Source organism: Sporosarcina sp. D27 (genome assembly GCF_000586555.1).
Taxonomy (GTDB): Bacteria; Bacillota; Bacilli; order Bacillales_A; family Planococcaceae; genus Sporosarcina.
The window spans coordinates 141,250-167,951 of the sequence record NZ_AZUC01000047.1; the positions used below are offsets into that span (position 1 = coordinate 141,250).

Here is a 26,702-nt window from a genome sequence, read left to right on the forward strand (position 1 = left end):
AACAGCCGGCGGAACCCGCTAGGCTGTTTTTGCTTTGTATTAGTTAATCCAGCTGTTTACTACTTTTTCATAAGAAGAAAGTTCTTCTTCTTTAAAGAACAAACCGATTTCACGTTCTGCAGATTCTGGTGAATCTGAACCGTGGATGATGTTCTTTGCAACAGTAACTGCGAAATCACCGCGGATTGTTCCTGGTGCTGATTCTTTAGGGTTTGTAGCGCCCATCATAAGGCGTGCTGTAGAGATGACGTTTTCGCCTTCCCATACCATTGCGAATACTGGACCCGATGTAATGAAGTCAACAAGCTCGCCGAAGAATGGGCGCTCTTTGTGCTCACCGTAGTGCTGCTCTGCAAGTTCTTGAGAAATTGTCATCAATTTCCCTCCAACTAGCTGATATCCTTTGCTTTCGAAACGGTTTACGATTTCACCAATTAGACCACGTTGAACGCCGTCAGGTTTTACCATTAAAAATGTCTTTTCCATAATTCAATTACACTCCTTCATAGTGACAAATCGGGATTACCCCTACTGATCGTACCAAAGGTGAAACGATCTTTCAATTTTTTCTTTTTCCGCGAGAATTTAAAATGTTCGTTTAGCCAGAAAATCAGCTACTTGTTCAAACGCTTTTTTCGCATCGCTATCCGGTAATAAACGTATCTCAGCTGTCGCTTTTTCTAGATATAAGTCACTTACCTCATGAGCTTTTTCAATGGCTCCGCTCTCTCTTATAAAACTCAACATTTCTGTACGTTCTTTTTCTGACAACGTTCCATCAAATGCTTTTGTTAAGTATGGTTGGAAAGCAGGCTCGTTTCGGATATATAAGACAGGTAACGTCAGATGCCCATTAAGAAGATCAGAACCTGCTGGCTTGCCTAACTGCTTGTCCGAAGATGTTAAGTCTAATATATCGTCGACAATTTGAAACGCCATTCCTGCATAATATCCAAAGTTCCTCAATCTCCGAACAACTTCATCATCCGCATTAGAGATTAATGCACCTAGCTCACAGCTAGATGATAGGAGAAGTGCTGTTTTCCGTTTGATGCGACGCAAATAATCTCGAAATGATTGGTCCGTTCTTCTTTGGTAATCGAATTGAATGATCTCACCTTTACAGATTTCAAGCATTGTATCCGCTAGTAATCGGTGAACCGAAGTCATTTCAATTTCACCAATTGAAGTTAACGCGCGCGAAAAAATGAAGTCGCCAGTGTACATCGCAACTCGATTATCCCACTTTGCTTTAACGGTTTTGCGCCCTCTTCTCATATTTGAATCATCAATGACATCGTCATGAACGAGAGAAGCCATGTGAACTAGTTCTAAGGAAACCGCTACTTTCGCTGTTGTTTCCATCGAATAGTCTCCGAACTTGGAAGAAAGAAATACGAAAATTGGACGGATCCTCTTCCCTCCAGCTCTCAGCAAATGTATGGATGCTTGCTGAATAAGCGGAGAATCCGATTGAACGGCATTCTCAAGCTCTTTCTCGATATAAATGAGTTCCTTTCGGAAATCGGTATATAATGCCATCGCCTTCAACTTTTCCAAAATGATTCCCTTCTCCCGCCTGCTTATTATTTGATCGCGATATGTCCAGCAGCTACCCCGCCACTATATGGACGATAATCGACTTGAGTAAATCCAGCAGACTTAAATAGCTGAGCTAATTCCTCACGACCTGGAAACTCATCAGCAGATTCTTGAAGCCAAGAATACTCATTATAACTCTTCGCGAACAGTTTTCCGAATACCGGCATAATATAATTAAAATAAAGTCTGAATAATTGACGATATCCAGGAATCTCTGATTGAGACGTTTCCAAGCACGCAACAATGCCTCCAGGTTTAACGACTCGGTACATCTCTCTCAACGCTGTTTCATAATTGGGCACATTCCGTAAGCCAAAACCAATTGTCACATAGTCAAATGTATTATCTTCAAATGGCAAATCCATCGCATTGCCTTGAATCAAGGTAATGTTAGGGTACTTTTCGGTTTTAGGCACAGCCGATGAGAGCATTGCATTGCTAAAATCAAGACCTGTCACATCTCCTTTAATCCCAACGGTTTGTGCTAAAGAGATGGTCCAGTCAGCCGTGCCGCAACAGACGTCCAGGGCCTTAGATCCCACTTTTACGTTCATACGTTGCATGATGTCAGCACGCCATTTTTTGTGTAAGTTAAAACTGATGACAGAATTCATCTTGTCATAGTCTGTTGATATGGATTCGAATACAGAATGTACTTTTTGTTCTTTAGATTGACTCAAGTGGAATCTCCTCTTTTCAATATCAGCTAAGCGATTTCAACGGTTCACCAGCTCATGAATCACCTGTTGAAGTACCGGGTCCAACGAACTCATTTGCTCGAGCTCTAGATTGAGTTTTGGTAAGAGAAAATCCATCGCCTGTTGAATAATGGTTTCATCAAATGCAAATGCTTGTTGCTCGGTGGAGTTAGCCATTCTGTCCAGTCGTACAAACGTAAGTACAGTCTCAGCTAGCTCAAGATAGCTGTCAAAACCATACGTCTTATAGTATGTAGCAGTGCACCCTGACTCGATTACTTTTAGCCTTTCAAGTAAAATTGGACCAGTCGTACGACGTTCGTGGTGCAACGTTGTTTTTTGTTCGTTTATACGGGCAATCGTTTGAGATAATTCGCGTATAAATCCGAACTCACCAATTTCAGCTAGAATCCGATAATGGATGCCACTGAAATGATCTCCAGCCAGCACTGTCAGTTGTTGTTCGGCAGACGGCGATTGAGCACTTTCTATGCGATCGTGAATATCAAGCGCAGCGTGAATCGCTCCAACAGACAATGTGATTTTTCTAAGTTTGTCTTCTTTGATTTTTTCGTTCACAATGGGTAGCAAAAGAAAAAATGCTTTTATGGAGTCAACAGGAAAATGACCAATTTCCCGTTTAAGAATGGATTCACGAAGTGCATATTGCAAATCGCTTATATATTTTTCTACAATTGAATTCAATTCGTGTTTATTCATCACCGTTTCTCCATTCCAAGGCATCTAACAAGTGAACGATGCAGGTTGCTGTTATGCTCTCTCTTCACTGGAGACAACCCCGTGCGCAGTTGTAATTTCTGCACTCCCACGGATTTTCATAGCGGATGTGTGTTCTGTAAACTGGGCAATCATCACTTCTCCACAGTCGAGTTTTTCCGTATGATGGAATTTCGTGTCGTTTCCACGGGTTAACCCGATAACACTGACACCATCTTCTTTTGCTTTAATGACGATGTAATCTGGTGCAGTCATAGTTCTCTCCCCCGTCTTTCATATCTTACCTATCATATCATAGTTAAACCGCGATCCGCAAAGGACCACAACCTTACTTTACAAGCGAAAGAATTTCTGATCGTTTGACATCATCGTGTTCGTAAATTCCTCTAGCCGCTGTTGTAATTGTTTTCGAACCTGGTTTTTTTATACCTCGCATCGTCATGCACATATGTTCTGCTTCGATGATGACGTATACACCGTGTGGCTTCAACATTTCCATCATTACTTCTGCGACAGTTGTCGTAATTCGTTCTTGCAATTGAGGACGCTTAGCCGTTGTTTCAACAGCTCTTGCTAATTTACTGAGTCCTGCCACAACTCCGTCACGGGGTATGTATGCAATATGGGCAACACCAAAAAATGGAACAAGATGATGTTCACACATCGAGTAAAATGGAATGTCCTTTACGAGGACGACTTCTTCATGTTGTTCATGAAAAACGGTTTCAAAGTACATACGAGGATCGTCCGCCATTCCTGCGAACACTTCTGCATACATTTTTGCAACGCGCTTTGGTGTTTCCAACAATCCTTCACGCTCTGGATCTTCACCGATCGCTTCGAGGATCATCGTGACCGCTTGTTCTATTTTCCCAAAATTTACTTCTTCCATCGATGGAACCTCCTCTGATGCACATCTAGTCTTCCAAAATAGTAGCATACTCCTCGCATTCAGTACAGTTGATGGCTCGTATTTTCCGCGTAACACGGAAAGAAGCCCGCCAGCTTATCCGTAATGGACGTCTGACGGGCTTCTATGTAATTGAACTCACTTTACAGCATCTTTCAATGCTTTACCTGCTTTGAATGCAGGAACTTTGCTAGCTGCGATTTCAATTTCTTCTCCAGATTGTGGATTACGGCCTTTACGAGCAGCACGCTCGCGTACTTCGAAGTTACCGAAGCCAATCAATTGTACCTTCTCACCCTTTGAAAGAGCGTCTTGGATTGTTTCGAATACAGTTTCAACAGCTTTTGTTGCATCCTTCTTAGAAAGACCTGCTGCTTCTGCAACGGAGTTGATCAATTCAGTTTTGTTCATCTCGTTCACCTCCTCTCAAACGTTTGTTTAACCTCTTTAACACTGTAAAAAGAGTAACATAACCAATTCTAGGGTGCAAGAATATTGTAGTCAAGGTGTTGCTTACGTAACCCCAAAACAGAAAAAAGACCCGCTGTAGACGGATCTTTACTCATTAGACGATGAACGTCACCATACCTTTATTTCCTTCATTCACCATTTTTTCAATGGTCTCACGCAGTCTTCTACGTGCGCTGGAAGGTACTGCAGACGTCTTAAATCGGATACTTTCCTTCAACACTTCATGTAGGGGTGTTCCAAACAATTGAGTCTCCCACAGCGCTTCACGGTCGTGTAAGTAAGCATTTTTCAGTTCTTTCAACAAGTGATGACTATGGAATTCAGACCCGATGAGTGGAGCAAATTCTGCCTCCATGTCAATCCGGATAACATGTAGCGCTGGAGCTGTCGCTTTCATGCGTACTCCATAAAAAGAGTCTTGTTTGATAAGTTCAGGCTGTGTCGGCTGAAAATCTGCAATAGTTGGCAAGGCGACCCCATATCCTTCCTTTTTCGCAGTTTCGATCGCCTCAGCGAACATATCATAGGATTTTTTCGCTTTAACCGCTTCTTGGATGAATATCAGCCAATCTTTCTTTGTTTTCATCTCGGTGTCCATATAGGACTCGCAAACTCCCAGATACGTTTGTTCGTCTATTTTCAAGTCCAGGATGGCTCTTCCTTTTCCTGCATCTACCTCAATGACTTCTGCATGCTTAATGTAGTCCTCTTCATTCAACCGTTCTGCTAGTTGTTGAACTTTACGGATCTTGGATGCTTCAAGGAATCCTTCATTGATTATTTCATCAATATTCGAATTCAAATAATGCTCTGAGCCTAACACATCCATCCAGTCCGGCTTTTGAAGATCAATATGTGTAATTGGGAATTCATAAAGGGCTTCTTTTAAAATCAATTGGATTTCCTGTGCATTCAACTGATCCGCACTTATCGCGATGACAGGAACACCATGCTCTTCTTGTAATTGTTGTTTTAGTTGAACCGTTTTCTCATGTGCTGGCATTTTCGAGTTCAGAACAATGACAAACGGCTTACCAATTTCCTTAAGTTTTGATACAATTTCTGTTTCCGCAGCTTCAGCAGAAGCTCTCGGAATATTATTGACTGTTCCATCGGTAGTCAGCAAGATACCGATTGTTGAGTGGTCTCGAATGACTTTGTCTGTCCCGATACGAGCTGCTTCTTCAAATGGAATCGGCTCATTGTGCCATGGAGTATGGACGTATTTCGGTCCATCCTCATCCTCGTACCCTTTTACACCGTCAATGACATACCCCACACAGTCTGCCAGTCGAATTTGAAAAGAGAGTTCCCCATCTCCAATCGAAACCGCCGTTCCTTGTGCAGGGACAAATTTCGGCTCAGCCGTCATAATGACTGGCCCTGGAGAGCTTTGTGGGAGCTCATCCTGTGCTCGAGTACGGTCTGCCTGCTCACTCATATTGGGGATAACTACTTCTTCCATGACACGTTTAACAAAAGTGGATTTTCCGACACGAACAGGACCTACCACTCCGATATAAATATCGCCATCTGTTCGTCTCGCTAAGTTTTCATATAGTTCTTCTTTCATTTCCATCGTCCTCCTTTTCTACGCATAGTAGTTTATGAAAACAAAAAACGTTTCATGCATAAAAGCACGAAACGTTTTCTTGTTTAGTTAGACGATTTCATGAAAATCGGTTCATTGTTTTCGTTTACCGTATACGGTAACGAATAAGCAGGGAGGATCGGATGATTGTCCGAAAGTAAGTAGCGAATGTCCTCTCCCTGCTTCACATCAGGCTTTTCCTTCTCCAAAATACGGTTTAAATCTATTGAATAATCGATATAGAAATTGCCATCTCCACCGACAACAAGCGGTAAATGAGCATCAGAATAAGGACTTTCTACAGTCAACGGTTCCTTTAGCCCCATTTTTTCAAAGTCCACTTCATAGACATTTGCACCTTCTTGAACAGGATCTTTGAATGGAAGTACACCATTCACCGTTTTTCGTAATATCAGTTCCCGAATTCTTTCTGCAACACGTAAATCTACAAGTTTAACGGTTGGGTTTTCCTCCACATCCATTAAAACATACTGATAAATCCCTCCTTGTTCATATGCATTTGAAGGGATTTTCTCTGTTAGAGATGGAACAATTTTAGTGAAATCTATTGGATACTTAATATATTGATCAATATCCATATCCCGTGTTTTTATAGGCAATAAACCTTGTGACTGTTCACGGTACGTATCTACCGCTTTTTGAACAGTCTCCAGCTGATCTTCATATGGTCTCTGCTTGCTTTCTATTTCATCTTGAGGGTACATGCATCCTGACAATAGAACAATAATTATAGCCACTAAAGGAAATCGTAACATTCTTTTCATAGGTTTACGAGCCTCCTGTAGGTCCGTTAAAGACGAGATAGATCATTGCAAAGAATGAAAAGATCAGTAAACAATAGGCAATGACCGCAAACACTATCTTGAGGAGCTTGTTTGTTAATTTGGTACGGCTAACATGAATGAGTCCCATTGAGATCATCATGAAACCCATGGCATAAAAAGATAGCCACATTTTATCCAACGAGGACAAAGTACGTCATTCCTTCCAGTCGTAAATTTATGCGACACAACACGTAATTCGCGAGAAAATTAAATAAGCTCCTTTAATTGGAAAAATCGTCAGTTTCCTTCTTTTTCCCTCGACTCATTAACCAATCTACCGCTTCTTTCGGTTCATTATCTTCAAACAAGACAGTATATAGGGCCTCTGTTAATGGCATTGAAACGTCATATTGCTTTGCCAACTGATGAGCTGCCTTAGTTGTACGGACGCCTTCAATCACCATTCCCATGCCTTCAGTCACTTCTTCTAGTGAATGTCCTTTTCCAAGCATGTTTCCTGCTTTCCAGTTACGCGAATGGACACTGTTCGCTGTGACGATAAGATCTCCCATACCGGCAAGTCCTGCAAATGTAAGTGGACTAGCACCCATCTTAACCCCAAGGCGCGTAATTTCTGCAAGACCTCGAGTAATTAGTGCTGCTTTTGCGTTGTCACCATATTCTAAACCGTCTGTAATACCAGCAGCAAGTGCGATAACATTTTTCAAAGCCCCGCCTAGCTCCACTCCGAGAACATCTTCGTTTGTATACACACGGAAATACGAGTTCATGAATAGTGTCTGAATCTCTTCTGCAGCTTGACCATCCTCTGAAGCCACTGTTACGGTCGTCGGATGACGCAATACGACTTCCTCGGCATGAGATGGCCCCGAGAGGACTACCAGGGCTCTCCGTGCTTCAGGTCGTATTTCTTCTGTTAGCATTTCAGTTATCCGCTTGAGAGTGTCAGGTTCAATACCTTTAGATACATGTACGATGAGTTTCGGATTTTGTATCAAACTATTCAATTGCGTTCCAATTTCTCTCATTCCTTTTGTCGGTACAGCAACAATTAGAACGTCAGCATGCTCAACAGCTTGCTTTAGATTTGAAGTTGCTTTCAGTGATTCTGGCAGCATACAATTCTTCAAATATGAATTATTCGTGTGTTGTTCGTTTATTTCATTGGTTTGCTGTTCCCGTCTCCCCCAAATCAGACAGTCATGTCCATTTTCGGCAAGAACAAAGGCGAGTGCAGTTCCCCAGCTCCCTGCACCAATCACAGAAACTTTTGTCACATTTCCTCATCCTTTCCCACAGTTTCGTTAACTTCTAGCCCGAGTGATAATTCGAATTGGCGTCCCTTCAAATCCGAAAGACTCACGCAAACGATTGCGAAGGAATCGTTCATATGAAAAGTGCATCAGCTCTGTATCATTTACAAATACTACAAAAGCAGGAGGTCTAACCGCTACCTGAGTTGAATAATAAATACGGAGTCGTTTACCTTTATCCGTCGGTGCAGGATTTCTAGCGATTGCATCCTCTACTACTTCATTTAGTACACTGGATTGAATACGCATCGAATGATTTTCACTAATATTAATGATCATATCAAACAATGAGCGTACCCGTTGTTTTGTTTTTGCAGATACGTAAGCAATCGGTGCATAATCCAGGAATAAAAAGTTTTTACGAATGTCTTCGTTAAAGCGATTCATCGTCTTTTCATCTTTTTCAAGAGCATCCCATTTGTTGACGACAAATAGAATTCCTTTCCCTGCCTCTTCTGCGTACCCTGCAATCCGTTTATCCTGCTCACGAATACCTTCTTCACCGTTAATAACAATTAGCACAACATCGGAACGATCAATTGCTTTTAGCGCACGGAGGACACTGTATTTTTCTGTATTTTCGTACACTTTACCTTTTTTACGCATTCCTGCTGTATCAATAATTTTAAATTTCTGTCCTTCATATTCATATGAAGAGTCAATCGCATCTGTTGTAGTTCCAGCAACATCACTTACAATAACACGTTCCTCACCTAGCAATGCGTTGACTAGCGAAGACTTCCCAACATTTGGTCGACCAATTAAAGAAAAGCGAATAACATCCTCTTCAATTTCTTCTTCTGATGGATCAGGGAAATTTTCTGCAACAGTATCTAAAAGATCTCCAAGTCCTAAGCCGTGTGCTCCCGAAATAGGATGCGGATCGCCGAAACCGAGTGAGTAGAAATCATAAATCATATCCTTCATCTCAGGATTATCCACCTTATTGACGGCAAGAACTACTGGCTTTTTTGTCTTATACAAGATTTTCGCAACTTGCTCATCTGCGTCAGTAACTCCTTCTCTACCGTTAGTAAGGAAAATAATTACATCCGCTTCCTCGATTGCAATTTCAGCCTGCAAACGAATTTGAACTAGGAATGGTTCATCCCCAATATCAATACCACCCGTGTCAATCAAATTAAAGTCGTGAGACAGCCAATCTGCCGCACTGTAAATGCGGTCTCGGGTCACACCTGAAACATCTTCCACTATCGAAATACGTTCTCCGACAATTCTGTTAAAAATCGTGGACTTACCGACATTCGGACGTCCTACGATGGCTACTGTTGGTTTACTCATTAGTCATTCATCCTTCCAAGCTATCTTCTGCATATTATACACAAAAAAAAGAGATGGCGCTCCTAAAAGAGCCATCTCTTTCAATACAGTTGTTACAGGTTCGCAAACCTTATTAGTTAGAGAACTTTTTTAACTGATCTCCAATGACATCACTGATAGAGAAACCAGAAGGTTCTTCTGGCATTTCATAGCCATCGTATGTGTCCTCTTCTTTATCCGTTAGATCTTTTATACTTAGAGATAGCCGTTTGTCATTTGGATTGACGTCCAATACTTTCACTTCTACATTTTGTCCTTCAGACAAGACTTCGTTCGGTGTTCCAATATGGTCATGGGAAATTCTCGAAATATGCACAAGACCTTCGACTCCCGGGGATACTTCGACAAAAGCTCCGTAAGACACAAGACGTTTTACAGTTCCCTGTAACACTGCACCCTTAGGGGCCTTGTTTTCAATACCTTCCCATGGGCCAGCTAGCGTTTCCTTAATAGATAAGCTAATTCGTTCAGAGTCGCGATCCACCGCCAAAATCTTAACCTGGACCTTATCGCCTTCATTTAGTACATCCGATACTTTTTCAACATGTCCATGAGCGATTTGTGAAATGTGAACTAAGCCATCCACACCGCCCAAATCTACAAACGCACCAAATGAAGCGATACGTTGCACGGTTCCTTCAAGAACTTGACCTTCGTGAAGGTTTTCAAGTATTTCCTCTTTTTTAGATGATTTCTCTTCTTGAATAACTGCACGATGAGAAAGGATTAACCGGTTTTTCTCTTTATCCATTTCTACAATTTTAAACTCCATTGAGCGACCTTTGTAGTCTTCAAATGATTCGACAAAGTGATCTTCGACTAACGATGCAGGGATGAAACCTCGCACTCCTAGGTCCACTACTAAACCACCTTTTACAACATCCTTCACTTCTGTTGTAATTGTTACAGAATCATTGAATTGCTCTTCCAATGTATCCCAAGCATCTTCAGCATCCACTTTACGTTTAGATAACACGAAAGCATCATCTTCAACCTTAATGATAGAAAGTTCCAGTTCGTCGCCTTCTTTTACTGCATCTGATGCTGTTTCGATGTGAAGACTAGATAATTCACTGATTGGAATCACGCCATCAAATGGTGCTCCAGAAATTTCTACAGTGACAGATTTGTCTTCAATCTTAGTTACTTTACCTGTCACGCGATCTCCTTCGTTGTATCCTCCCATTGCTTCTACATTCATCTCTTCAGTCATATGTAGTCCTCCTCCATAATAATCATAATTCTATACTATTGGAATATACCCATAAAAACAAAAAATTGAACTTGTGTGTCAGCGATTTTTTTCTATTAGCTCTTGAATAGCAGTCATAATTACTTCAGTAGCCTCTTCGGCGGAAGCTTTTCGTTCACGGTAAGGTGTCATATCAATAGGTTCCCCGTAAACTACTTTCAGCTGTTTGAAAAGGCGATATGGGCCGATAATTGCACAAGGCATGACTAATGCATCCCCTTTGAGTGCAAAAAAACCTGCCCCTGTTAATCCTTTCCCTATTTCCCCAGTTTTACTCCTTGTTCCTTCAGGAAACATTCCAACTACTTGTCCTGAGCGAAGTAATTCAAGCGCTGTACGAATCGCCTGACGATCACTTAGCCCGCGTTTTACAGGAAAAGCATTCACATTAGGTAAAATCGATTTTAACAAAGGCAGTTGGAAAAGCTCTTCTTTCGCCATAAAGTGCACCGGACGCGGAGCTGATAGACCAACAACAGGCGGATCTAAGTTATCGATATGGTTGGTACACAAAAGTACACCTTGGTCTTTCGGGAAATTTTCTTGACCTATTACTTTGATTCGATAGAACGGTTTTAACACTGCAGTGCACAGTGCTTTTCCAAGAGGATATAAATTCATGGGCGCTTCCTCTTTTCTGCATGATGAATGATCGCATCTGCAACTTGTTCAATACTCATCGATGTTGTATCGATAAAAATCGCATCACTCGCTTGCTTCAGTGGAGATGCGATACGTTCTGTATCCGCCTTGTCCCGATTTGCGATGTCCTGGCAAAGCTCTTCCATTGAACGATTGATGCCTCTTTTCGTGTTCTCCACAAAACGTCTTGCAGCACGTTCTTCCACAGAAGCAGTCATGAAGATTTTTAGTTCCGCATTCGGTAATACTGCTGTTCCGATATCTCTACCATCCATTACAACCCCTTTAGTATTCGCTAAAAGTCGTTGCTTTTCTACCATCATCTCTCTGACACGTGGTTGAGCAGCGGTAGCAGATACATTTGACGTAACTTCCTGTGAACGGATCTCTTCCGTAACATCTTCACCATCAACACGTACAATTTGTCCTTCTTCAGTTGGTAATAACTCAATAACGATTCGATCCAACAAACTGGAGAGTGCGTCATCGTCATATACATCTATATGCTCTTTTAACGCCTTATATGTTAGAGCTCGGTACATTGCACCCGTATCGATGTAGGTGTATCCCAACTTACTAGCAGTTATTTTAGCAATTGTACTTTTACCTGCAGCAGCAGGGCCATCTATTGCAATCTGTATTCCGTTTTCCATTTCCATTACCCCCGTACTCAATTAGCAAACATTGTACCATAGCGAAAAGGAAAAAGTCTTTTTCGTAAAGACCTTTTCCTATTCGTTCCGTTTTTTCAATTGTCGTTCAAAGCATAAACGAATGACTTGCTGTCTCGATTCGTGATCGATTTGGTCGAACTGCAAGGACGCAATTCTCCTACCATCCTTTTCCCAAATCCGCACAATTCTCGCATTTACACGCACATATTTAATGGAATTATTGGCGTAGGGAAGAACAATTGTCAATCTAACAATATCATCTTCTTCAAAATTCGATTTCGCCAAATTGACAGCCATGCCGCCTGCACTTATATCTTCAGCAACAAGTTGATGGACGATACCGTCTTTGTCTACAGCTACATCCAACGGTGAATCTACGCGCACAAATTCCCGACGTTGAATTTTTATCAATTCTGAATCACCCGGGTACGACAATTGCAACATCGGGATTCCTCGATTCAGTCTTCCCATCACTTCAGTCTTAAAGACATACGCCATTTTCAACTCATCGACGAATGATACCAAAAGTTGCGTTCCGTCGATAAAGAAAGCCGTTCTTCCTGTTTCAAGATGAGAGGGATAATCGATCATTACACAGTCTTTACCGATATCCACAACTCGACTTTTAAATTTCTCGCCTTCTTCGGTATAATCTTTGTCTATTGTGATTGAGGTACCTAGCGCAAGCTTCATAAAACCGCCACCTGTCATGATTTCATACTAGTATTATGACATGACAGGCGGGATTTTCCAATCACTATTTTAAGGCTGCTTTTCCGTCTTAATTACGGCTTTTGTTTCAGTGTCTACCAAAACTATATACGTACCAATTTCACCGTTTTCTTCTAGTGTTACTGTTAAAGCATAGGCAAGACGTTGAATGCCATGTTCATTTTCGACATAAACAAGTTCTTGTTTATTTACTTTTACGTTCTTATGGAAAAATGTTTTCCAATCTATTGTAATAATCGGTTGATCTTTTAGTTGTTCTTTTCGAATGTATTCCGCAGCATTAAGGCCAAGAATCCGACCATCTTCTTTTGCTGCTTTTATCTGAATCGTATCAGATAACACTTTCGCTCGATGCATTTTCTCCACTCGTGTGTAAACTAAGTGAAACGCTGTGTCGTTTTCCCTTACTTCCTCAAATACTACATCCGTGTATCCTGAATCTTTTAAGAACGTTTCTACACTAGTACGAACTTTGTCTATATCCATAGTCCCTGCACCCGTAGGTCGTTCTGTTAGGAAGGAAAGGATATGACCTCCTTTTTTAGTGATATCAATATATCCTACGGAGTCATTATCCGCAAAGCGGATATGATAAAATGGATAGGCTGCACCTGGCTTACTTTCTGTTGTGTCGATTACTTGGTTAGATACATCAGGAAATAGTTTTTTGAATTTAGTTAGCGCTTCCTCTTTAGTAACTGCAGGATCTTTAATATGCTTTAATTCTTTTTTCTTTAACGCGTCGGATTCACTCGCTGTTAGCGGGAAATCACTCTCCGTATATTGTTGAATGGATGCACTTAACCCATTCCAGTCGAAAGAAGCTTTCTCACCATCCAGTCGTTCTTGCCATTCGGCCATTGAGAGATTTCCACTAGCCATATCCGCAGTTGCAACTGACCATTGTTCTGAAAGGCTTTGAATATTTTGTGATGCACGATCCATTACTTTGTGAAATTCTTTAGGATCAGTTCTTTCATCTCCTTCTTTAGAGAACTTCCCTAGCCTTCCTAAGTAGTTCATCCATGTTGTTGAAAATTGTTGGTCGAGAGGAAGTGATGCGACTGATTGTTGAATGTCCGAAGACAACCGCCAAATATCCTCACGTGCCTCAAGATCTCCCTCGCCTTGATTAAATAGCAATGTCTTCTTTACGGCTTCGTCTAACTCTTGCAACTTCGAAGAAGCATCAGAAATATTTTTTGCATACTGCACAGACAACGCATTTTGCAAATCCTTATTTTGTGTAGCTGTCATATAGGAGTATGCAGATAACGCAACAATCGCGAAAACAGCAAGAAACACTAATTTTTTCATAAGAATGTACTACACCTGCTTTCTGTATAAGTTATAGTTTCAAGACAAGTTAAGAAGTTCTTGTTAGTTACAAAAAATATGCAATCCTATTTTCTTTATTTGCGGACGTGACCAAATCCATTTACTAGTAGCCGTTATCGGATTAAAGTAATAAATTGCGTTCTCAGAAGGATCCCATCCATTCATTGCATCTATTACCGCCTCTTTTGCTCGTTCATTAGGTTCTAGCCAAATTTGTCCATCTGAAACCGCAGTAAATGCACCTGGTTGAAAAATCACACCACCAACCGTATTAGGAAAGTCGGGATGCTCGATTCTATTTAAGATGACAGCTGCTACAGCCACTTGACCTTCATAAGGTTCCCCTCGGGATTCACCATAAACAGCATTAGCTAATAGTTTCAGATCGTCCTCACTATATTTTGAAGGGACTTGGGTATTGGTACTTGGTTTTGTAGTTGTCGAACCACCTTTAACTTGAGAAGTCAATGGTTTGCCCCCATAATGAGTAAACTCTTTACCAGCCTTAATATTGTCCATGACAAATTTCTTGTCATATGAAGAAACCGAAGTTAACTTTTTCTTTGTTTTAGTTCCTGCTATCCCATCTACAGGCATCCCATACTTCTCCTGAAACTCGCGTAAAGCCCAATAAGTTTGAGAACCAAAATTGCCGTCTATTTTACCTTTGAAGAACCCGATATATTGAAGTCTAGCTTGAAGTTCAATTACATCATCTCCTTTAGTCCCTTTTGCAAGCCCCCGATCCGTGAAAGCGTGAGTGTCAGTTGAAAGTGACAATTGAATACCTACAAAAAAGAGCAATCCAATCAACATTGTGCGCATCGTTTTGTTCATGTCGTTTCCTCCAGTCGTTCTTCTTGTACTTTTAGACTGTCCTAAATCGCTGGAATTATGACGCGATGTTCCATTTCCACACAAAAAAACCATCCAACAATAATGGATGGTTTTCATTGTGCTCTTTTTTGGATTTGTCTCATTGCAAAAACATGTGCGTATTTCACTCTCGTTAGTCCGAACCACCATAAAAACAACATGAATGGAATCATTAAATATAGTCATAGATCATGGATTTCCAAAATTGCATTGTATGTTACATGTAACACAAATGGAAAAATCAATGCAATTATTAAATTCCATTTTTTCTTATCCGCCACCGCAAATTTCGATCTCCCAAAATAGTATCCCATCACCACACCGAATAATGCATGGCTAGAAACCGGCAGTAACGCACGAATGAACGCCGTATCCAGGCCAAATGTGAACAAAAACAAGATATTTTCAACTGTCGCGAACCCCAGTGATACACTGGCCCCGAAAAGAATTCCGTCATACACATCTTCAAACTCAAAATTTTTGTAAACAAAGACTAATAAAATCAGCCATTTAAAAAATTCTTCCAAAGCACCTGTGAATACAGTATTCTGTAAAAATTCATTGGAGAAGACCTGTTCCTCTACGAAAACATGTTGAACGAACAGAATCGGAAACGTCATGACTGCTCCGTAAACAAAGGCTTGAAAAAGAGTGCGCGAAGGTTCCCTTGAAATTTCTTTTCTTAAGTAGAGATAACTAAATAATGCCAGTGACGGAGCGATCGCAACTGTAAACAAAATTATCAAGCTTCGCACCCCCAATCAGGGTGATTATACCACAAATAGAGAAACAATTACCTATTCTGTTAACAATTCTCTTTCATCTTTTCGGATATCGATAACGCAATTGCCTCTCCATGATGCCGTCCGTTCTCTATAAAGATTGAATTCGCATTATTACCGGCAGCAATCACACCCGCAATATAGAGGTTCTCTACTGAAGTTTCCATTGTTTCCTCATTAAAAAATGGGCATCCGCTTTCCTGTTCCAACTGAATTCCTATACTTTCTAGGAAATTGTAATCCGGATGGTAACCAATCATAGCAAACACAGTATCCGACTCGATTTCTTCAACACCTGTCTCGGTATGAATCCGAACTGCACCTTCCCTAATTTCTTCAACCATAGCTTGAAAAATCATTCTAATTTTCCCATTATTAACCAGACTTTCAAATCCAGGTAAAATCCAAGGCTTAACACTAGGTGAGTAAGAGGCACCACGATAAACGACTGTCACGTTAGCACCTGCCCTCTCAAGCTCAAGCGCAGCATCTACTGCAGAGTTTTTCCCTCCGATGACTACTACATTCTTTCGAAAGTATGGGTGCGCTTCCTTAAAATAGTGATGAACGTGCGGTAAATCTGCACCGACAGCGTCAAGTCGATTAGGTTGGTCATAATAACCTGTAGCAACTACAACATATGAAGTTTCATATACCGCTTTATCCGTTATGACATGAAACACTTGCCCTGCTTTTTCAACAGTTAGAACTGTTTCACCACTGTTTATCTTCAATTGTTCGAGTTCTGCAACAGTTCGATAGTAAACAAGTGCATCATTACGTTGAGGTTTGTCTTTCGCAGTTATAAATGGAATGTTACCGATTGATAATTTCATGCTTGAGCTAAAAAATGTCTGATGAGTTGGATAGCTGTGAATCGAGTTTACAATACTTCCCTTTTCAATCAGCAACACATCCAGACCTAACCGTTGTAAATGAATAGCAGCAGATAGTCCACAAGGACCTGCTCCTATAATAATGGCATCTGTTTTAAGCATGTCGACTTGTTTCACTCCTTTTTTTATACTCAATTTTAATAAGATGAGTTTCAGGGGGGGCACCAAAACGTAAAGGAATCAACGTAGTGCCAAAACCATTGCTAATCAGTTGTGCATGTTCTTTCTCATCCTTAAATTCACCTCGTGGTTGCATTCCGAAAGGTCCAAAGCGAATTTGTCCTCCATGTGTATGGCCACCTAAAAGGAGCTCAGGCCTAGAAATCTGGAGGAGTTTATTGAACAACGATGGATTATGAACTGCTATAAGCTGATGCATATACTCATGATCGAAAGACACAGCTTTTTGTAAGTTTGTATTTCCACTCGAAGGATCATCTGCACCACTAAGAATCCAATCTGGATGTGTGGGGATACGTACACTTTCGTTATCAAGTATCGTTCCGCCGACTCCCTCAATAATTTCCCGAATGTTGGATTCTCCTATTTCCCTATCGTTATTACCCCATACGTAATATACCGGTCCTAAGATCGATAATTTTTCTACATTACTTTTCACTCTTTTTAAAGGGACACCTTTCTCCGCCACGTCACCACCTATAATAACGAGATCAACTGAACTGGACCTTGTTTGAACTTTGTCTAACAGCTTAGTAGGTATCCTTCTGCGATGTACATCACTTATAAAAAATACAGTAAGTTGTGAGTCCACTTTGGTGGAAGATTTTACTTTCATGCGGTGAGTCTTTAAAAGATTGCGATGTGCACTATAAAACATACATCCAAGCAACAAGCTTAAACAAGCGAATAACGCACGTATTCCAATCCAAACATTTTTCATACATCCACCTACCATATGAAAAAGGCAAAGTTAGCGTACTTTGCCTTTTCGAAATTTGTAATTAAGGAATGACCAGCGTCTGTCCAACGCTGATTGAATTTGATGATAAACCATTTGCTGCTTTAATCTTTTCAACTCCGCTACCTGAACCATAATAAGTGACCGAAATTCGATAAAGTGTTTCATTCGGTTGAACTGTATGTGATTTTGCAGCTGGCTTCTCATCTGGTTTTGGGTCCGGCTTTGTTTCTGGCTTTGGATCTGGTTTCGTTTCTGGTTTTGGATCCGGTTTTGTTTCTGGCTTTGGATCCGGTTTCGTTTCTGGTTTTGGATCCGGTTTTGGTGTGGCTCCAGGCGTATTTCCCGACTTTTCGGAATCGGTTTTATCATCCTTTTTAGCGTTTTCATCCTTTTTTGAATCGTCATCTTCTTTATTTTCATCAGAATCAGCCACCGTATCATTCGAAGAATTCGGTGACTGACTTGAACCGAGTTCAAATCTCACGTCTGATTGATCAATATCGACGGTAGTACCCTCCTTAGGATTATACAAATCCGAAAGAACATACACAAATATTCCAATTGGAATTAATGTAAAGAGAACAAGAATAACGTTAATGAGCGTAAGACCTTTGCGAGATTCTTTCTTATTCCGCTTAGGAGTCGCATTCTTATTCTGACGCAATTTAACGCGAGAGGGTAGATCATCATTGGTATTCTCACCCAAGTCAATCTCTTTTCTATTTTCTTCGAACTCTGAGTTATAGTCACTTTTTGTCATAGTGGCATTCTCCTATCCCCTATTACTATATCTTTATTATGACGAATTTTGTCGTAAAAGTAAACGGCAATAAGGTCTACTAACAAAGCAGTAGTCGAATTCTCTCCTCCCATTGTAGGAGTCGCCTTCGATTTCCTAAACTCTCTGAGCTTAAAAGCCACTCATCATTAGCCGTTCCGCATACAGAACAGCACATATCAGGCTTTGTCTGAGATGTCTCATCAAAATAAGAGAGTAACTGCACTCGTAAACAGGTTCTCTCTTGTACATAGGCAATCATTTGCCTTAACTTCTCTTCTTTGTCGTACTTTAACTTTGTGAACGTTTTAAGTACATCCTCTAAAGATAGTGATTCCAGATAATATTGAACAACTCTGGAGCCCGTTTCAGAAATCCCAGCAAGTTCTGCTGAAGATTCTATCGACTGACCCGATGCTCGCATTGCCGCAAAATGATGGACTTGTGGTTCATCAGGCAAATCCTTTTGCACAATGAAACGAACTTTCTGCTCATCGTCCATAACATACAACAAGACTGCACTGGAGCGTTCTCCATCTCTACCCGCACGGCCCGCTTCTTGAACATACGCAGCTGCTGAAGCCGGCATTTGGTCATGAATGACTTGCCGGATATCGTCTTTATGTACACCCATACCAAAAGCATTGGTTGCACAAATCCAAGATATTTCCCCAGTCAGAAATTGTTGCTGAATAATATTCCGGTCACCGGCTTCCTTCCCTGCGTGGTACGAAGCAATCGCAATGCCTTCTTGCTGAAGTACACGTGTCAGTTCTTCCGCCCGTTTCCTGGAGGCAACATAAATAATTCCTGGCCCCTTTGTCCTTTTTAATCGTTCTTTCAGCCATGTCGTCTTATCCGCTTCCGTTTCCAGTTGTTGAACTGTATACGTTAGATTAGGTCGATCCAAGGACTGGCGAATTACGTTCGGATTAGACATACGTAAATAGTGAATGATATCTGCTTCTACTCGTGCATCAGCAGTTGCCGTCAACGCTAGAATCGGAGGATTTCCAGCTAAGCGGATGAACTCTCCTAAACGCAAATAATCTGGGCGAAAGTCGAACCCCCACTGGGAAATACAATGGGCTTCATCCACCACAAGAATTGAAATAGGTAATCTCATTAAAAAATTTGTCATATCAGGGCGACTAATCATTTCTGGAGAGATGAAAAGAAATTTTATTTTATGGATTTCATCAAATATGTATTTTCGTTGTTCAGATGATAGAAATGAATTAACTGCCGCAACACGTTTTTCACCACGCCTTCGAATACTCGCTACTTGGTCTTCCATCAAAGAAACGAGTGGTGATACGATAAGAACCAGTCCATCCTGCATCTCACCAGGCAACTGATAGCACAACGACTTTCCCATCCCTGTTGGCAGTATGGCAAGTGTATCATTCCGTTGCAATATAGAGCGTATAACACCTTCTTGGCCAGGACGAAATTCGTCAAATCCAAATCGCACTTTAAGTTCATGATGTAGCTCCATTACACGTGTTCCCCTTTCATTGTACTCAAAATAAGACGAAGCTGAAAATAGGACAAATGAGGAAACTTATCTTTCAGAAGACGTAGACGTTTTACATCATTATTTTCCACTTCCATTTTGACTGCTAGTTGGTCTTCACGATTTACAAACCGTAAAATGGGGAAATCTCGATCGTTCGCTGCAATTTCTGAAATATGATCCTCAATGGTATTCACTTTCAAGCGGCGGGTACTTGCAATCTCTTCAATAGACACCCCTTGGTCAAACAACCTTTTTGTAATAGCTGTCGAATCTGTTAGTGGTGTTTCAATTCGAATCCCATGTGCAAGCTTATGTAATATCGGGAGCTTTTCAGCAACATCTTCACTTTCTGACACAGCAATTAGTCGGTGTAGTGCTTCTAAATATTCGAGTTGTAAACTAGCGACAGGTTCGCTTGTTGCTTCTTCAAGTTGCTCCCACGTCCAACCAGAAGCATCCGCCCCGGTTAAACGGTGGCTCAATATGGATGCCTGAAGGTCAGAAATGCCGGTCATTTCAAATGCTAGCAGCAGCTCATCTGCTAAGTTACTTGCGCTATTATGTATGGAACCAGTCAGACTTCGTAATAGTCCTTTCACAAACTGTTGGATCTTACGGTCATTGGTAATTGGATGAAAAGAGTTTCGAGATTCTCTTAACTGAGATAGCGTTTGTACAAGTAAGACCAATCGCAAATAGAAAATCCCTTCCCTTCCTCTATAATTCCAACCATCAAAGTGAAAAACCCGTAATTCTTTTTCTGTTCGCTTTCCCTTTTCTGTGACCGTTACAATGCCTTCACTCTCTTTTATCAACCCTTCATGTTGAAGGGAGCTGACAGCTTCTGCAAAAGTTTCATCTGCTAGTTTTGGGAGTAGTGAAAAATATGGTTTTACTGAAAAATAATCGATATCTTGGAGTGTTTGCCCTGAACGTTTTCCACGCAAGACATGTAAACTCGCATTCAAAGACCTTTGCCCATCCATTTTTTCTGCGATCTTTAAAATTATTGAACTCAACTTCACTAAGAATCCCTACTTTCTAGTGGTTAAAGGTTGAAAACTGTAGAAAACCGTTTTAGAATGGATAAAGTACCTAGTTGCTAGTGCGAAGAAAAGAGGAGAGAACGAACATGTCTACTCGAAAGTTTACTATCGTAGATCAGGACACATGTATCGCTTGTGGAGCTTGCGGAGCTGCAGCGCCTGATATTTATGATTATGATGATGAAGGAATTGCGTTTGTTATCCTCGATGATAACACGGGAAATACTGAAGTTCCAGAAGAACTGCTGGAGGACCTTGAAGATGCATTTGACGGATGTCCAACAGACTCTATCAAAATTGCAGATGATCCATTCGAAGGCGATCCACTCAAATATGAAGACTAAAAAACAGGCTATCCGCATTTTAGCGGATGGCCTGTTTTTCTATATCATACCGATAATTTACGATGTTGTTGAGAAATCCAATTCTGCATACTTTTAAATAGCAGAAGGGATATCCCCATTAATATAGCACCTTTAATCAGGTTGAATGGCAAAATTCCTAAGACAATCATTGTATAAAGTCCATCTCCTGTTACTGGCGGCGCATTTAAGAAATAAGTGTATGCGGGCAAGAAGACTAAATAATTTAACAGACTCATGCCAACTGCCATAGAGATTGTGCCTGATATAAGTCCCACAGTTAAGCCACGTGAAGTACGGAATTTGTTGAATATAAAGTAGATCGGCATGATGAACAACACGCCCGTCACAAAGTTCGCTATTTCCCCAACAGGTACACCTGTCGGACTCCCTGATAAGAACCAATAGAGTACGTTCTTCAGTAATTCTACGAGAATTCCTGCGACCGGACCCAGTGTCATCACCGCTAATACTGCGGGTATTTCACTGAAATCAATCTTCAAAAAACCTGGTAATGCTGGTAGCGGGAAGTTAAACTGCATAAGAACTGTGGAAATGCTACCTAAGATGGCGACTAGAATCATCACCCGTAATTTCTTGCTATTCATACTACTCTCTCCTTTTGCGATTCACTTCACAAAGAGGAAAGGATCTGCCTAATCTTTCGTCTGTAGTCACAAAAACACCCTTCAGCAAATTCATGCTAAAGGGAGTGTGTAGACGCGTTTAAATAAGACACCAGCATTCAATAGAATGCTCGCACTTAAATAAGCCGTTGCCTAGTAGACAAAAAGACGGCTTCGCCTTCACCTTCTCCCATCCAGACTATACTGTCGGCTCCAGAATCTCACTGGAATCAGCTGTTAAGCTCGCGGGCTAAAAAGCTTTCGCTTCCATTTCCGCCGGTCGGGAATTTCACCCTGCCCCGAAGATGAATCAATATTTTGTTACACCATTAGTATATAGAAAAAAAAACAATCTGTAAACTTGTATGTTTACAGATTGGCTATTACTTCAAAATAAGTGGCATCAGATTCGCTCCGATTGCTTTTGGTAGAGGTTCTCTGAAATTTAATCCATTCCAATCCAGTGGTTCAACTTTGACTACTTTTAGTCGTAAATCAAAACTAGCTGCTGTTAGCGCAAGACCATCAATTAGTTGACTTGCTTCATCTGGTGGTATGGAATCTAGTTGAACTGTGCTGTTAAATTTAACTTCTGCAATTCCGTCATTTACAATGACAGTGAAATCCATCTCTTTTGGAATCACAGGGTCATACAGGTCATTTGGTGCTGTTTGCATGAGATGTAGGGCTTCTTTAAATGATTCCGCTTGCTGCATGAAGTTCGGTGACAGCAACTGTTGACCATCATCTTGTGTGTAGACGTAATATGGTGTATTGGCCAGTTCTGCTTGTAAATCGATTGGCTCAAGTAGACCCACTTGATCAAACTCGGCAGGCTCCCCTGAATCGTCTAGTATTCGGATATCGCGATATGATGGAAATGTCTGCATTAGGGAGTGAAGAAACACTTCCTGTGTAGCAGCTGACAAGTCATACTCATGCGTATCGCTAAGTAGTACGCTAAGCTGATCTCCCTTTTCAGAAAATGTTGCATCTAAAGGATGCATCGCTTCAAAACCTAGCGCTTGCTCATCCAACTCTTCAGTAAATGCCTCGTAAAGCTCCAGATCTGTCGACGCTCCATTTAATCCTTTAGCTTCTAACTGTTCTTTAGACAAAAGAATAGATACCGGAATACTGACAGCCCGAGAATCCTGTAACCCTATATGCAATATGCGTCCTTCGTCCAATTCAGCTGGATAAATTGCATATTGAGTAACATCTCTTATTGAAAAGGCAGATTTAGAACTAGCATCTTTTGAAAAGTTCTCCATCTCTTCATCTTCTCTTGCAGTTGCGGGCACGCCCTTTGATTCACTTTGGAGTGACGCCTCATCTGCTGATTGTTTCCCAGTGTCCATAGAGTTCAGGACACTGGGAATTAGTATCGCAACTAGTAAGACTGCTGCAACTGTCACTATTAAGGGAACTACACGGCTTTTCTTACGTAATGGTTTTGCTGGTGTTTTAGTAAGTCGTTCATCGTTCTTCAAACGTTCCAGTATTTCTTCCTTAGATCGTTCATCCTTCATTTTCGGCATAGAGTGCAGGAGCTTATCCAATTCATCATCTTTTTGTTCGTGATCCACTCGGCTCCCCCCTCTCTAATTCTGCCAAAGTTACTTTTGTCCTTAAGCTTTTCAGTGCGCGATGTTGCGTTGTTTTCACTTTTCCTTCAGACCATCCAAGCACTTCTGCTGTATCTGAAATCGACAGGTCATTGAAATAGCGCATAATGATGACAAGACGCTGATCCAGCGTACATGTATCCAATTTTTCAAGAACCGAACGTATTTCTTCAGTGTCAATCGATTGTTGCTCAGGCGTCTTGGCATTCGATTTCAAGTCATCTTTGTCCCAGTCGAAAAATGTTGCGTCATGTTTACTGCGCACTTTCGTTTTTCGAAAATAATCGATTGATACATTCTTAGCAATCGCAAACAACCAAGTTTTTTCGCTGCTCCGTCCCTCAAACGAGGAATAGGCACGAATCGCTTTCACGTATACTTCATGGGATAAGTCTTCTGCAAGTTGACGATCTTTTGTCAAGTATGTCAAGAAGTTAAATACATCATGATGATACGTTTCATATAGATGATGAAATACGGAGTCGTCCACAAAAATCCTCCTCGTTCACATAAGTTGACGGACATATACTGCTTAAGTTACATGTTAAATTACTCTAGAGGTAGCACACACGTAAAGATTGTGCCTTCCTTTTCACCTCTTCTTGCACTAATACTTCCACCGTGAGAATCCGCAATATTTTTCGCAATTGCAAGACCAAGACCTGTTCCGCTTTTACCACGTGTTCGTGCCTTGTCAGCTTTGTAGAAACGTTCAAATACGAAAGGCAAATCTTCTTCAGGAATTCCACTTCCGGTATCAATTACAGAGATCGCAACTGATTTAGGATATTTCTCAACAGAAAGTTTTACGCGCCCTCCGTCAGGTGTATGCCGAATCGCATTGTCGATTAAATTGGTGAAAACTTGTTCAATACGATCTTCATCTGCTTGCAAATGCAGCATTTCTGATCCATTAGGTTCTACTTCAAGATTGACGTTTGCATCCTTAGCAACTTGCGTGAATTTGTTACGCATCCGTTCTAAAAATGGAATTACCGCCATTTCCGATTTGTACAAACGCATATGTCCAGATTCCATCCGTGCTAGGTCAAGCAAATCTGTTACCAATCGTCCCATTCTCTGAGATTCATCATGAATAATCTTCACCATTTCATGATTTTCTTCGGCAGTCTCAGGAACCCCGTCAAGTATCGCTTCACTATATCCTTGAAGCATGGAGATTGGTGTTCTTAATTCGTGAGAAACATTTGCTATGAAATCAGATCGCAATTTGTCTAGCTGGTGTTGCTCTGTCATATCTCGAAGGACCGCTACTGCTCCTCGAATGCTATTCTTGCTGTATAAGGGACTAATCTTCACCACAAAAAATCTTTTCCCAAGTTCTAATTCAGCGTCCACTTCCTCCGCAAACATGACGGCGTGCTCCAACATATGAATAATTTCAGGAGGCAACAGTTCTTTTGAGTCTTGATTGATAAACTTCCATTTTTGCAAAACGTTCTCCGCTTGAGGATTACTGAGCAGAATTGTGTTATCTCGGTTGAACGTAATTACTGCGTCTGTCATAGACGTCAAAATGCTCGATAATTGTTCTTTATCCTGTTTAATGAGTTCCACGTTGTACTTCAACTGTCTACCCATTTGGTTAAATGCTGTAGATAGTTGACCAATTTCATCATTTTGCTTCACCGGAATCCTGGCATCGAAATTCCCTTTTGATAACTCAAATGCAGCTTCTTTCATCTGCCGTAAAGGTCGGGTTATACGTGTTGAAAGGAAGAATGCGAAAAATGTAGTTAATATGAATGCGATAAATGCAGAAAGCAATACGATATGTGTTGTCCATTTTGTCGTATCATGGATTGCTTCAAAACTTTGGTATACAACAACGTAGCCTTCACCTTCATTTGGTAATGGTGTAGATGATACAATATAGCGTTCTGAAACTTCTTTTTCAGTTAAAGAAGGAAGAATCATTTGTTTTGAGAAATTCTCATCATTATTTTTTTCGCTGAAGACCTTATCACTTAAAATCTTCTCTTCAATCGCTTCAACATTTGCCACACCATCATGGAACGAATAAGCAACTTGTCCATCGTTACCTACAACCAATGCCTGGGTGCCATTATTCAAAATATCGTTGACGACAAGTTTCATGGCAGATTCGTTTTCGTGGTCGATGATAATACTCCCAACTGTTTTCGCCTCACGCGCAAGTGTTTCTTCAGCTTGACGTGTATGGAAGTTATCAAAGAACTCTAACAACAAAGCCGTGACAATAAACAGGACAAATGAAACGAGAAGCAATATGGTTGCCCATAGCTTCCCGACGATTGAATTCCATATTCTATTCATTCAGTCGGCACCTCAAACTTATAGCCGACCCCCCATACAGTTACAATCATTTTGGCTGCTTGTTCAGAGACTCTGTTTAGCTTTTCTCTTAAGCGCTTTACATGAGTATCCACGGTTCTGAGGTCACCAAAAAATTCGTAGTGCCATACTTCTTTCAACAATTGCTCGCGGTCAAACACTTTGTCTGGTGCTTTTGCCAAAAAATACAACAATTCGTACTCTTTCGGCGTCAAGCTGACCTCTTTGCCTTCGGCCGTGACTCGATGTGCGTCGTGATCGATTGTAAGTTGCGGGAAAACGACTAAGTCTTTAGAGGTTGCAGCAGACGGAGATCCGTTAAATGAACCAGCACGGCGTAATAGCGCCTTTACACGCAATACTACTTCACGTGGACTAAATGGTTTGACGATATAGTCATCAGCTCCTGTTTCGAACCCTGTGACCCTGTCAGATTCTTCCCCTTTTGCGGTTAATAAAATAATTGGGGTTTGGTTTTCAGCTATTCTTAGTTCTTCCAAAACTTCCATTCCGTCTTTTTCAGGCATCATGACGTCAAGTAAGATACAGTCATAATGATTTTCTTCAATTTTTTCAAGCGCTTCCGCACCATCACATGCTTCGTCCATCTCATACCCCTCACGAGAGAGATACATCGTAAGAAGCCGTCTAATTCGGTCTTCGTCGTCCACGACGAGCAATTTTAAGTTTTCATCCATTGACGATTGCTCCTTTCAAAACTACTTCTTTCATTGTACTTGTCCAGCGTGAAAAAAGAAACTAGTATACCTATTTGCCACTAATACATTGCCCATTGTGCAGGAATTCGGGAAACAAAACAGTTAA

At 41.0% G+C, this 26,702-nt stretch carries 29 protein-coding genes, 1 pseudogene and 1 riboswitch; of the genes and pseudogenes, 1 reads left to right on the plus strand and 29 read right to left on the minus strand.

Annotated features, from left to right (window positions below; all coding sequences use genetic code 11):
- Positions 1 to 39: 39 nt before the first annotated feature.
- From ndk to N693_RS0111380, 24 genes and pseudogenes are all read right to left on the minus strand, one after another.
- Positions 40 to 486, minus strand: a complete 447-nt coding sequence (gene ndk, locus N693_RS0111270; RefSeq protein WP_025784884.1) for a nucleoside-diphosphate kinase — start codon at positions 484 to 486, stop codon at positions 40 to 42.
- Positions 487 to 585: 99 nt separating this feature from the next.
- Positions 586 to 1,560 (minus strand): polyprenyl synthetase family protein, encoded by a 975-nt coding sequence (locus N693_RS0111275; RefSeq protein WP_025784885.1) that lies wholly within the window; start codon positions 1,558 to 1,560, stop codon positions 586 to 588.
- A gap of 26 nt (positions 1,561 to 1,586) precedes the next feature.
- Positions 1,587 to 2,282 carry a demethylmenaquinone methyltransferase gene (locus tag N693_RS0111280; RefSeq protein WP_025784886.1) on the minus strand — a complete coding sequence of 232 codons (696 nt, stop codon included), beginning with the start codon at positions 2,280 to 2,282 and terminating at the stop codon, positions 1,587 to 1,589.
- 36 nt (positions 2,283 to 2,318) lie between these two features.
- Positions 2,319 to 3,020: a heptaprenyl diphosphate synthase component 1 gene (locus tag N693_RS0111285; protein ID WP_025784887.1), complete on the minus strand. Its 702-nt coding sequence runs from the start codon at positions 3,018 to 3,020 to the stop codon at positions 2,319 to 2,321.
- Positions 3,021 to 3,071: 51 nt separating this feature from the next.
- On the minus strand, positions 3,072 to 3,293 hold the full coding sequence (mtrB, locus tag N693_RS0111290) for a trp RNA-binding attenuation protein MtrB (protein ID WP_025784889.1): 222 nt from the start codon (positions 3,291 to 3,293) through the stop codon (positions 3,072 to 3,074).
- Positions 3,294 to 3,366: 73 nt separating this feature from the next.
- A complete protein-coding gene (gene folE, locus N693_RS0111295; RefSeq protein ID WP_025784890.1) occupies positions 3,367 to 3,930 on the minus strand; it encodes a GTP cyclohydrolase I FolE in 564 nt (187 codons plus the stop codon).
- A 156-nt stretch (positions 3,931 to 4,086) separates the two neighbouring features.
- The gene (locus tag N693_RS0111300) at positions 4,087 to 4,359 is read right to left on the minus strand and encodes an HU family DNA-binding protein (protein ID WP_025784891.1); all 273 of its coding nucleotides are present in this window, start codon (positions 4,357 to 4,359) and stop codon (positions 4,087 to 4,089) included.
- A 154-nt stretch (positions 4,360 to 4,513) separates the two neighbouring features.
- A complete protein-coding gene (gene spoIVA / locus N693_RS0111305) occupies positions 4,514 to 5,992 on the minus strand; it encodes a stage IV sporulation protein A (RefSeq protein WP_051508736.1) in 1,479 nt (492 codons plus the stop codon).
- An 83-nt stretch (positions 5,993 to 6,075) separates the two neighbouring features.
- Positions 6,076 to 6,795 (minus strand): hypothetical protein, encoded by a 720-nt coding sequence (locus N693_RS0111310; protein WP_025784893.1) that lies wholly within the window; start codon positions 6,793 to 6,795, stop codon positions 6,076 to 6,078.
- A gap of 4 nt (positions 6,796 to 6,799) precedes the next feature.
- The gene (locus N693_RS20000) at positions 6,800 to 6,985 is read right to left on the minus strand and encodes a DUF2768 domain-containing protein (RefSeq protein ID WP_256378136.1); all 186 of its coding nucleotides are present in this window, start codon (positions 6,983 to 6,985) and stop codon (positions 6,800 to 6,802) included.
- A gap of 91 nt (positions 6,986 to 7,076) precedes the next feature.
- Positions 7,077 to 8,093, minus strand: coding sequence for an NAD(P)H-dependent glycerol-3-phosphate dehydrogenase (locus N693_RS0111315; RefSeq protein ID WP_025784894.1), 1,017 nt, complete (start codon positions 8,091 to 8,093; stop codon positions 7,077 to 7,079).
- 27 nt (positions 8,094 to 8,120) lie between these two features.
- Entirely contained in the window at positions 8,121 to 9,431 is a 1,311-nt protein-coding gene (gene der / locus N693_RS0111320) for a ribosome biogenesis GTPase Der (RefSeq protein ID WP_025784895.1), read from the minus strand.
- Positions 9,432 to 9,543: 112 nt separating this feature from the next.
- A complete protein-coding gene (gene rpsA, locus N693_RS0111325; protein ID WP_025784896.1) occupies positions 9,544 to 10,683 on the minus strand; it encodes a 30S ribosomal protein S1 in 1,140 nt (379 codons plus the stop codon).
- Positions 10,684 to 10,761: 78 nt separating this feature from the next.
- Positions 10,762 to 11,343 carry a 1-acyl-sn-glycerol-3-phosphate acyltransferase gene (locus N693_RS0111330; protein WP_025784897.1) on the minus strand — a complete coding sequence of 194 codons (582 nt, stop codon included), beginning with the start codon at positions 11,341 to 11,343 and terminating at the stop codon, positions 10,762 to 10,764.
- A complete protein-coding gene (cmk, locus tag N693_RS0111335; protein WP_025784898.1) occupies positions 11,340 to 12,017 on the minus strand; it encodes a (d)CMP kinase in 678 nt (225 codons plus the stop codon). Before cmk ends, N693_RS0111330 begins: the two co-directional genes overlap by 4 nt.
- A 78-nt stretch (positions 12,018 to 12,095) precedes the next feature.
- A complete protein-coding gene (locus N693_RS0111340) occupies positions 12,096 to 12,731 on the minus strand; it encodes a flagellar brake protein (RefSeq protein ID WP_025784902.1) in 636 nt (211 codons plus the stop codon).
- Positions 12,732 to 12,800: 69 nt separating this feature from the next.
- On the minus strand, positions 12,801 to 14,087 hold the full coding sequence (locus N693_RS0111345) for a PepSY1/2 domain-containing protein (protein ID WP_025784904.1): 1,287 nt from the start codon (positions 14,085 to 14,087) through the stop codon (positions 12,801 to 12,803).
- A 63-nt stretch (positions 14,088 to 14,150) separates the two neighbouring features.
- On the minus strand, positions 14,151 to 14,945 hold the full coding sequence (gene sleB, locus N693_RS0111350; protein ID WP_371257558.1) for a spore cortex-lytic enzyme: 795 nt from the start codon (positions 14,943 to 14,945) through the stop codon (positions 14,151 to 14,153).
- Positions 14,946 to 15,058: 113 nt separating this feature from the next.
- Positions 15,059 to 15,730: pseudogene (gene prsW, locus N693_RS19215) on the minus strand (glutamic-type intramembrane protease PrsW).
- Positions 15,731 to 15,789: 59 nt separating this feature from the next.
- Entirely contained in the window at positions 15,790 to 16,764 is a 975-nt protein-coding gene (locus N693_RS0111360; protein ID WP_025784908.1) for a YpdA family putative bacillithiol disulfide reductase, read from the minus strand.
- Positions 16,757 to 17,563 (minus strand): metallophosphoesterase, encoded by an 807-nt coding sequence (locus N693_RS0111365; RefSeq protein WP_025784910.1) that lies wholly within the window; start codon positions 17,561 to 17,563, stop codon positions 16,757 to 16,759. The genes N693_RS0111360 and N693_RS0111365 overlap by 8 nt, the downstream gene beginning before the upstream one ends.
- Positions 17,564 to 17,624: 61 nt before the next feature.
- Positions 17,625 to 18,344, minus strand: a complete 720-nt coding sequence (locus tag N693_RS20460) for a LysM peptidoglycan-binding domain-containing protein (protein WP_025784913.1) — start codon at positions 18,342 to 18,344, stop codon at positions 17,625 to 17,627.
- A 79-nt stretch (positions 18,345 to 18,423) separates the two neighbouring features.
- Positions 18,424 to 19,860 carry an ATP-dependent DNA helicase RecQ gene (locus tag N693_RS0111375; protein ID WP_025784915.1) on the minus strand — a complete coding sequence of 479 codons (1,437 nt, stop codon included), beginning with the start codon at positions 19,858 to 19,860 and terminating at the stop codon, positions 18,424 to 18,426.
- Positions 19,860 to 20,906, minus strand: coding sequence for a helix-turn-helix domain-containing protein (locus N693_RS0111380; RefSeq protein WP_025784916.1), 1,047 nt, complete (start codon positions 20,904 to 20,906; stop codon positions 19,860 to 19,862). The genes N693_RS0111375 and N693_RS0111380 overlap by 1 nt, the downstream gene beginning before the upstream one ends.
- 107 nt (positions 20,907 to 21,013) lie before the next feature.
- Between N693_RS0111380 and N693_RS0111385 the strand changes: the two genes are divergently transcribed.
- Positions 21,014 to 21,271 (plus strand): ferredoxin, encoded by a 258-nt coding sequence (locus N693_RS0111385; protein WP_025784917.1) that lies wholly within the window; start codon positions 21,014 to 21,016, stop codon positions 21,269 to 21,271.
- 44 nt (positions 21,272 to 21,315) lie between these two features.
- Here N693_RS0111385 and N693_RS0111390 read toward each other — a convergent pair whose 3' ends face one another.
- From N693_RS0111390 to N693_RS0111410, 5 genes are all read right to left on the minus strand, one after another.
- Complete coding sequence (locus tag N693_RS0111390) at positions 21,316 to 21,897, minus strand: ECF transporter S component (RefSeq protein ID WP_025784918.1); 582 nt, start codon at positions 21,895 to 21,897, stop codon at positions 21,316 to 21,318.
- Positions 21,898 to 22,093: 196 nt separating this feature from the next.
- Positions 22,094 to 22,226, minus strand: a riboswitch (FMN riboswitch).
- Between the two features lie 72 nt (positions 22,227 to 22,298).
- Positions 22,299 to 23,504: a hypothetical protein gene (locus N693_RS0111395; protein ID WP_025784920.1), complete on the minus strand. Its 1,206-nt coding sequence runs from the start codon at positions 23,502 to 23,504 to the stop codon at positions 22,299 to 22,301.
- Positions 23,482 to 24,033 carry an RNA polymerase sigma factor SigX gene (locus N693_RS0111400; protein ID WP_025784922.1) on the minus strand — a complete coding sequence of 184 codons (552 nt, stop codon included), beginning with the start codon at positions 24,031 to 24,033 and terminating at the stop codon, positions 23,482 to 23,484. Before N693_RS0111400 ends, N693_RS0111395 begins: the two co-directional genes overlap by 23 nt.
- 59 nt (positions 24,034 to 24,092) lie before the next feature.
- Complete coding sequence (locus tag N693_RS0111405) at positions 24,093 to 25,859, minus strand: ATP-binding protein (protein WP_025784924.1); 1,767 nt, start codon at positions 25,857 to 25,859, stop codon at positions 24,093 to 24,095.
- Entirely contained in the window at positions 25,856 to 26,575 is a 720-nt protein-coding gene (locus tag N693_RS0111410; RefSeq protein ID WP_025784926.1) for a response regulator transcription factor, read from the minus strand. The genes N693_RS0111405 and N693_RS0111410 overlap by 4 nt, the downstream gene beginning before the upstream one ends.
- Positions 26,576 to 26,702 lie beyond the last annotated feature (127 nt).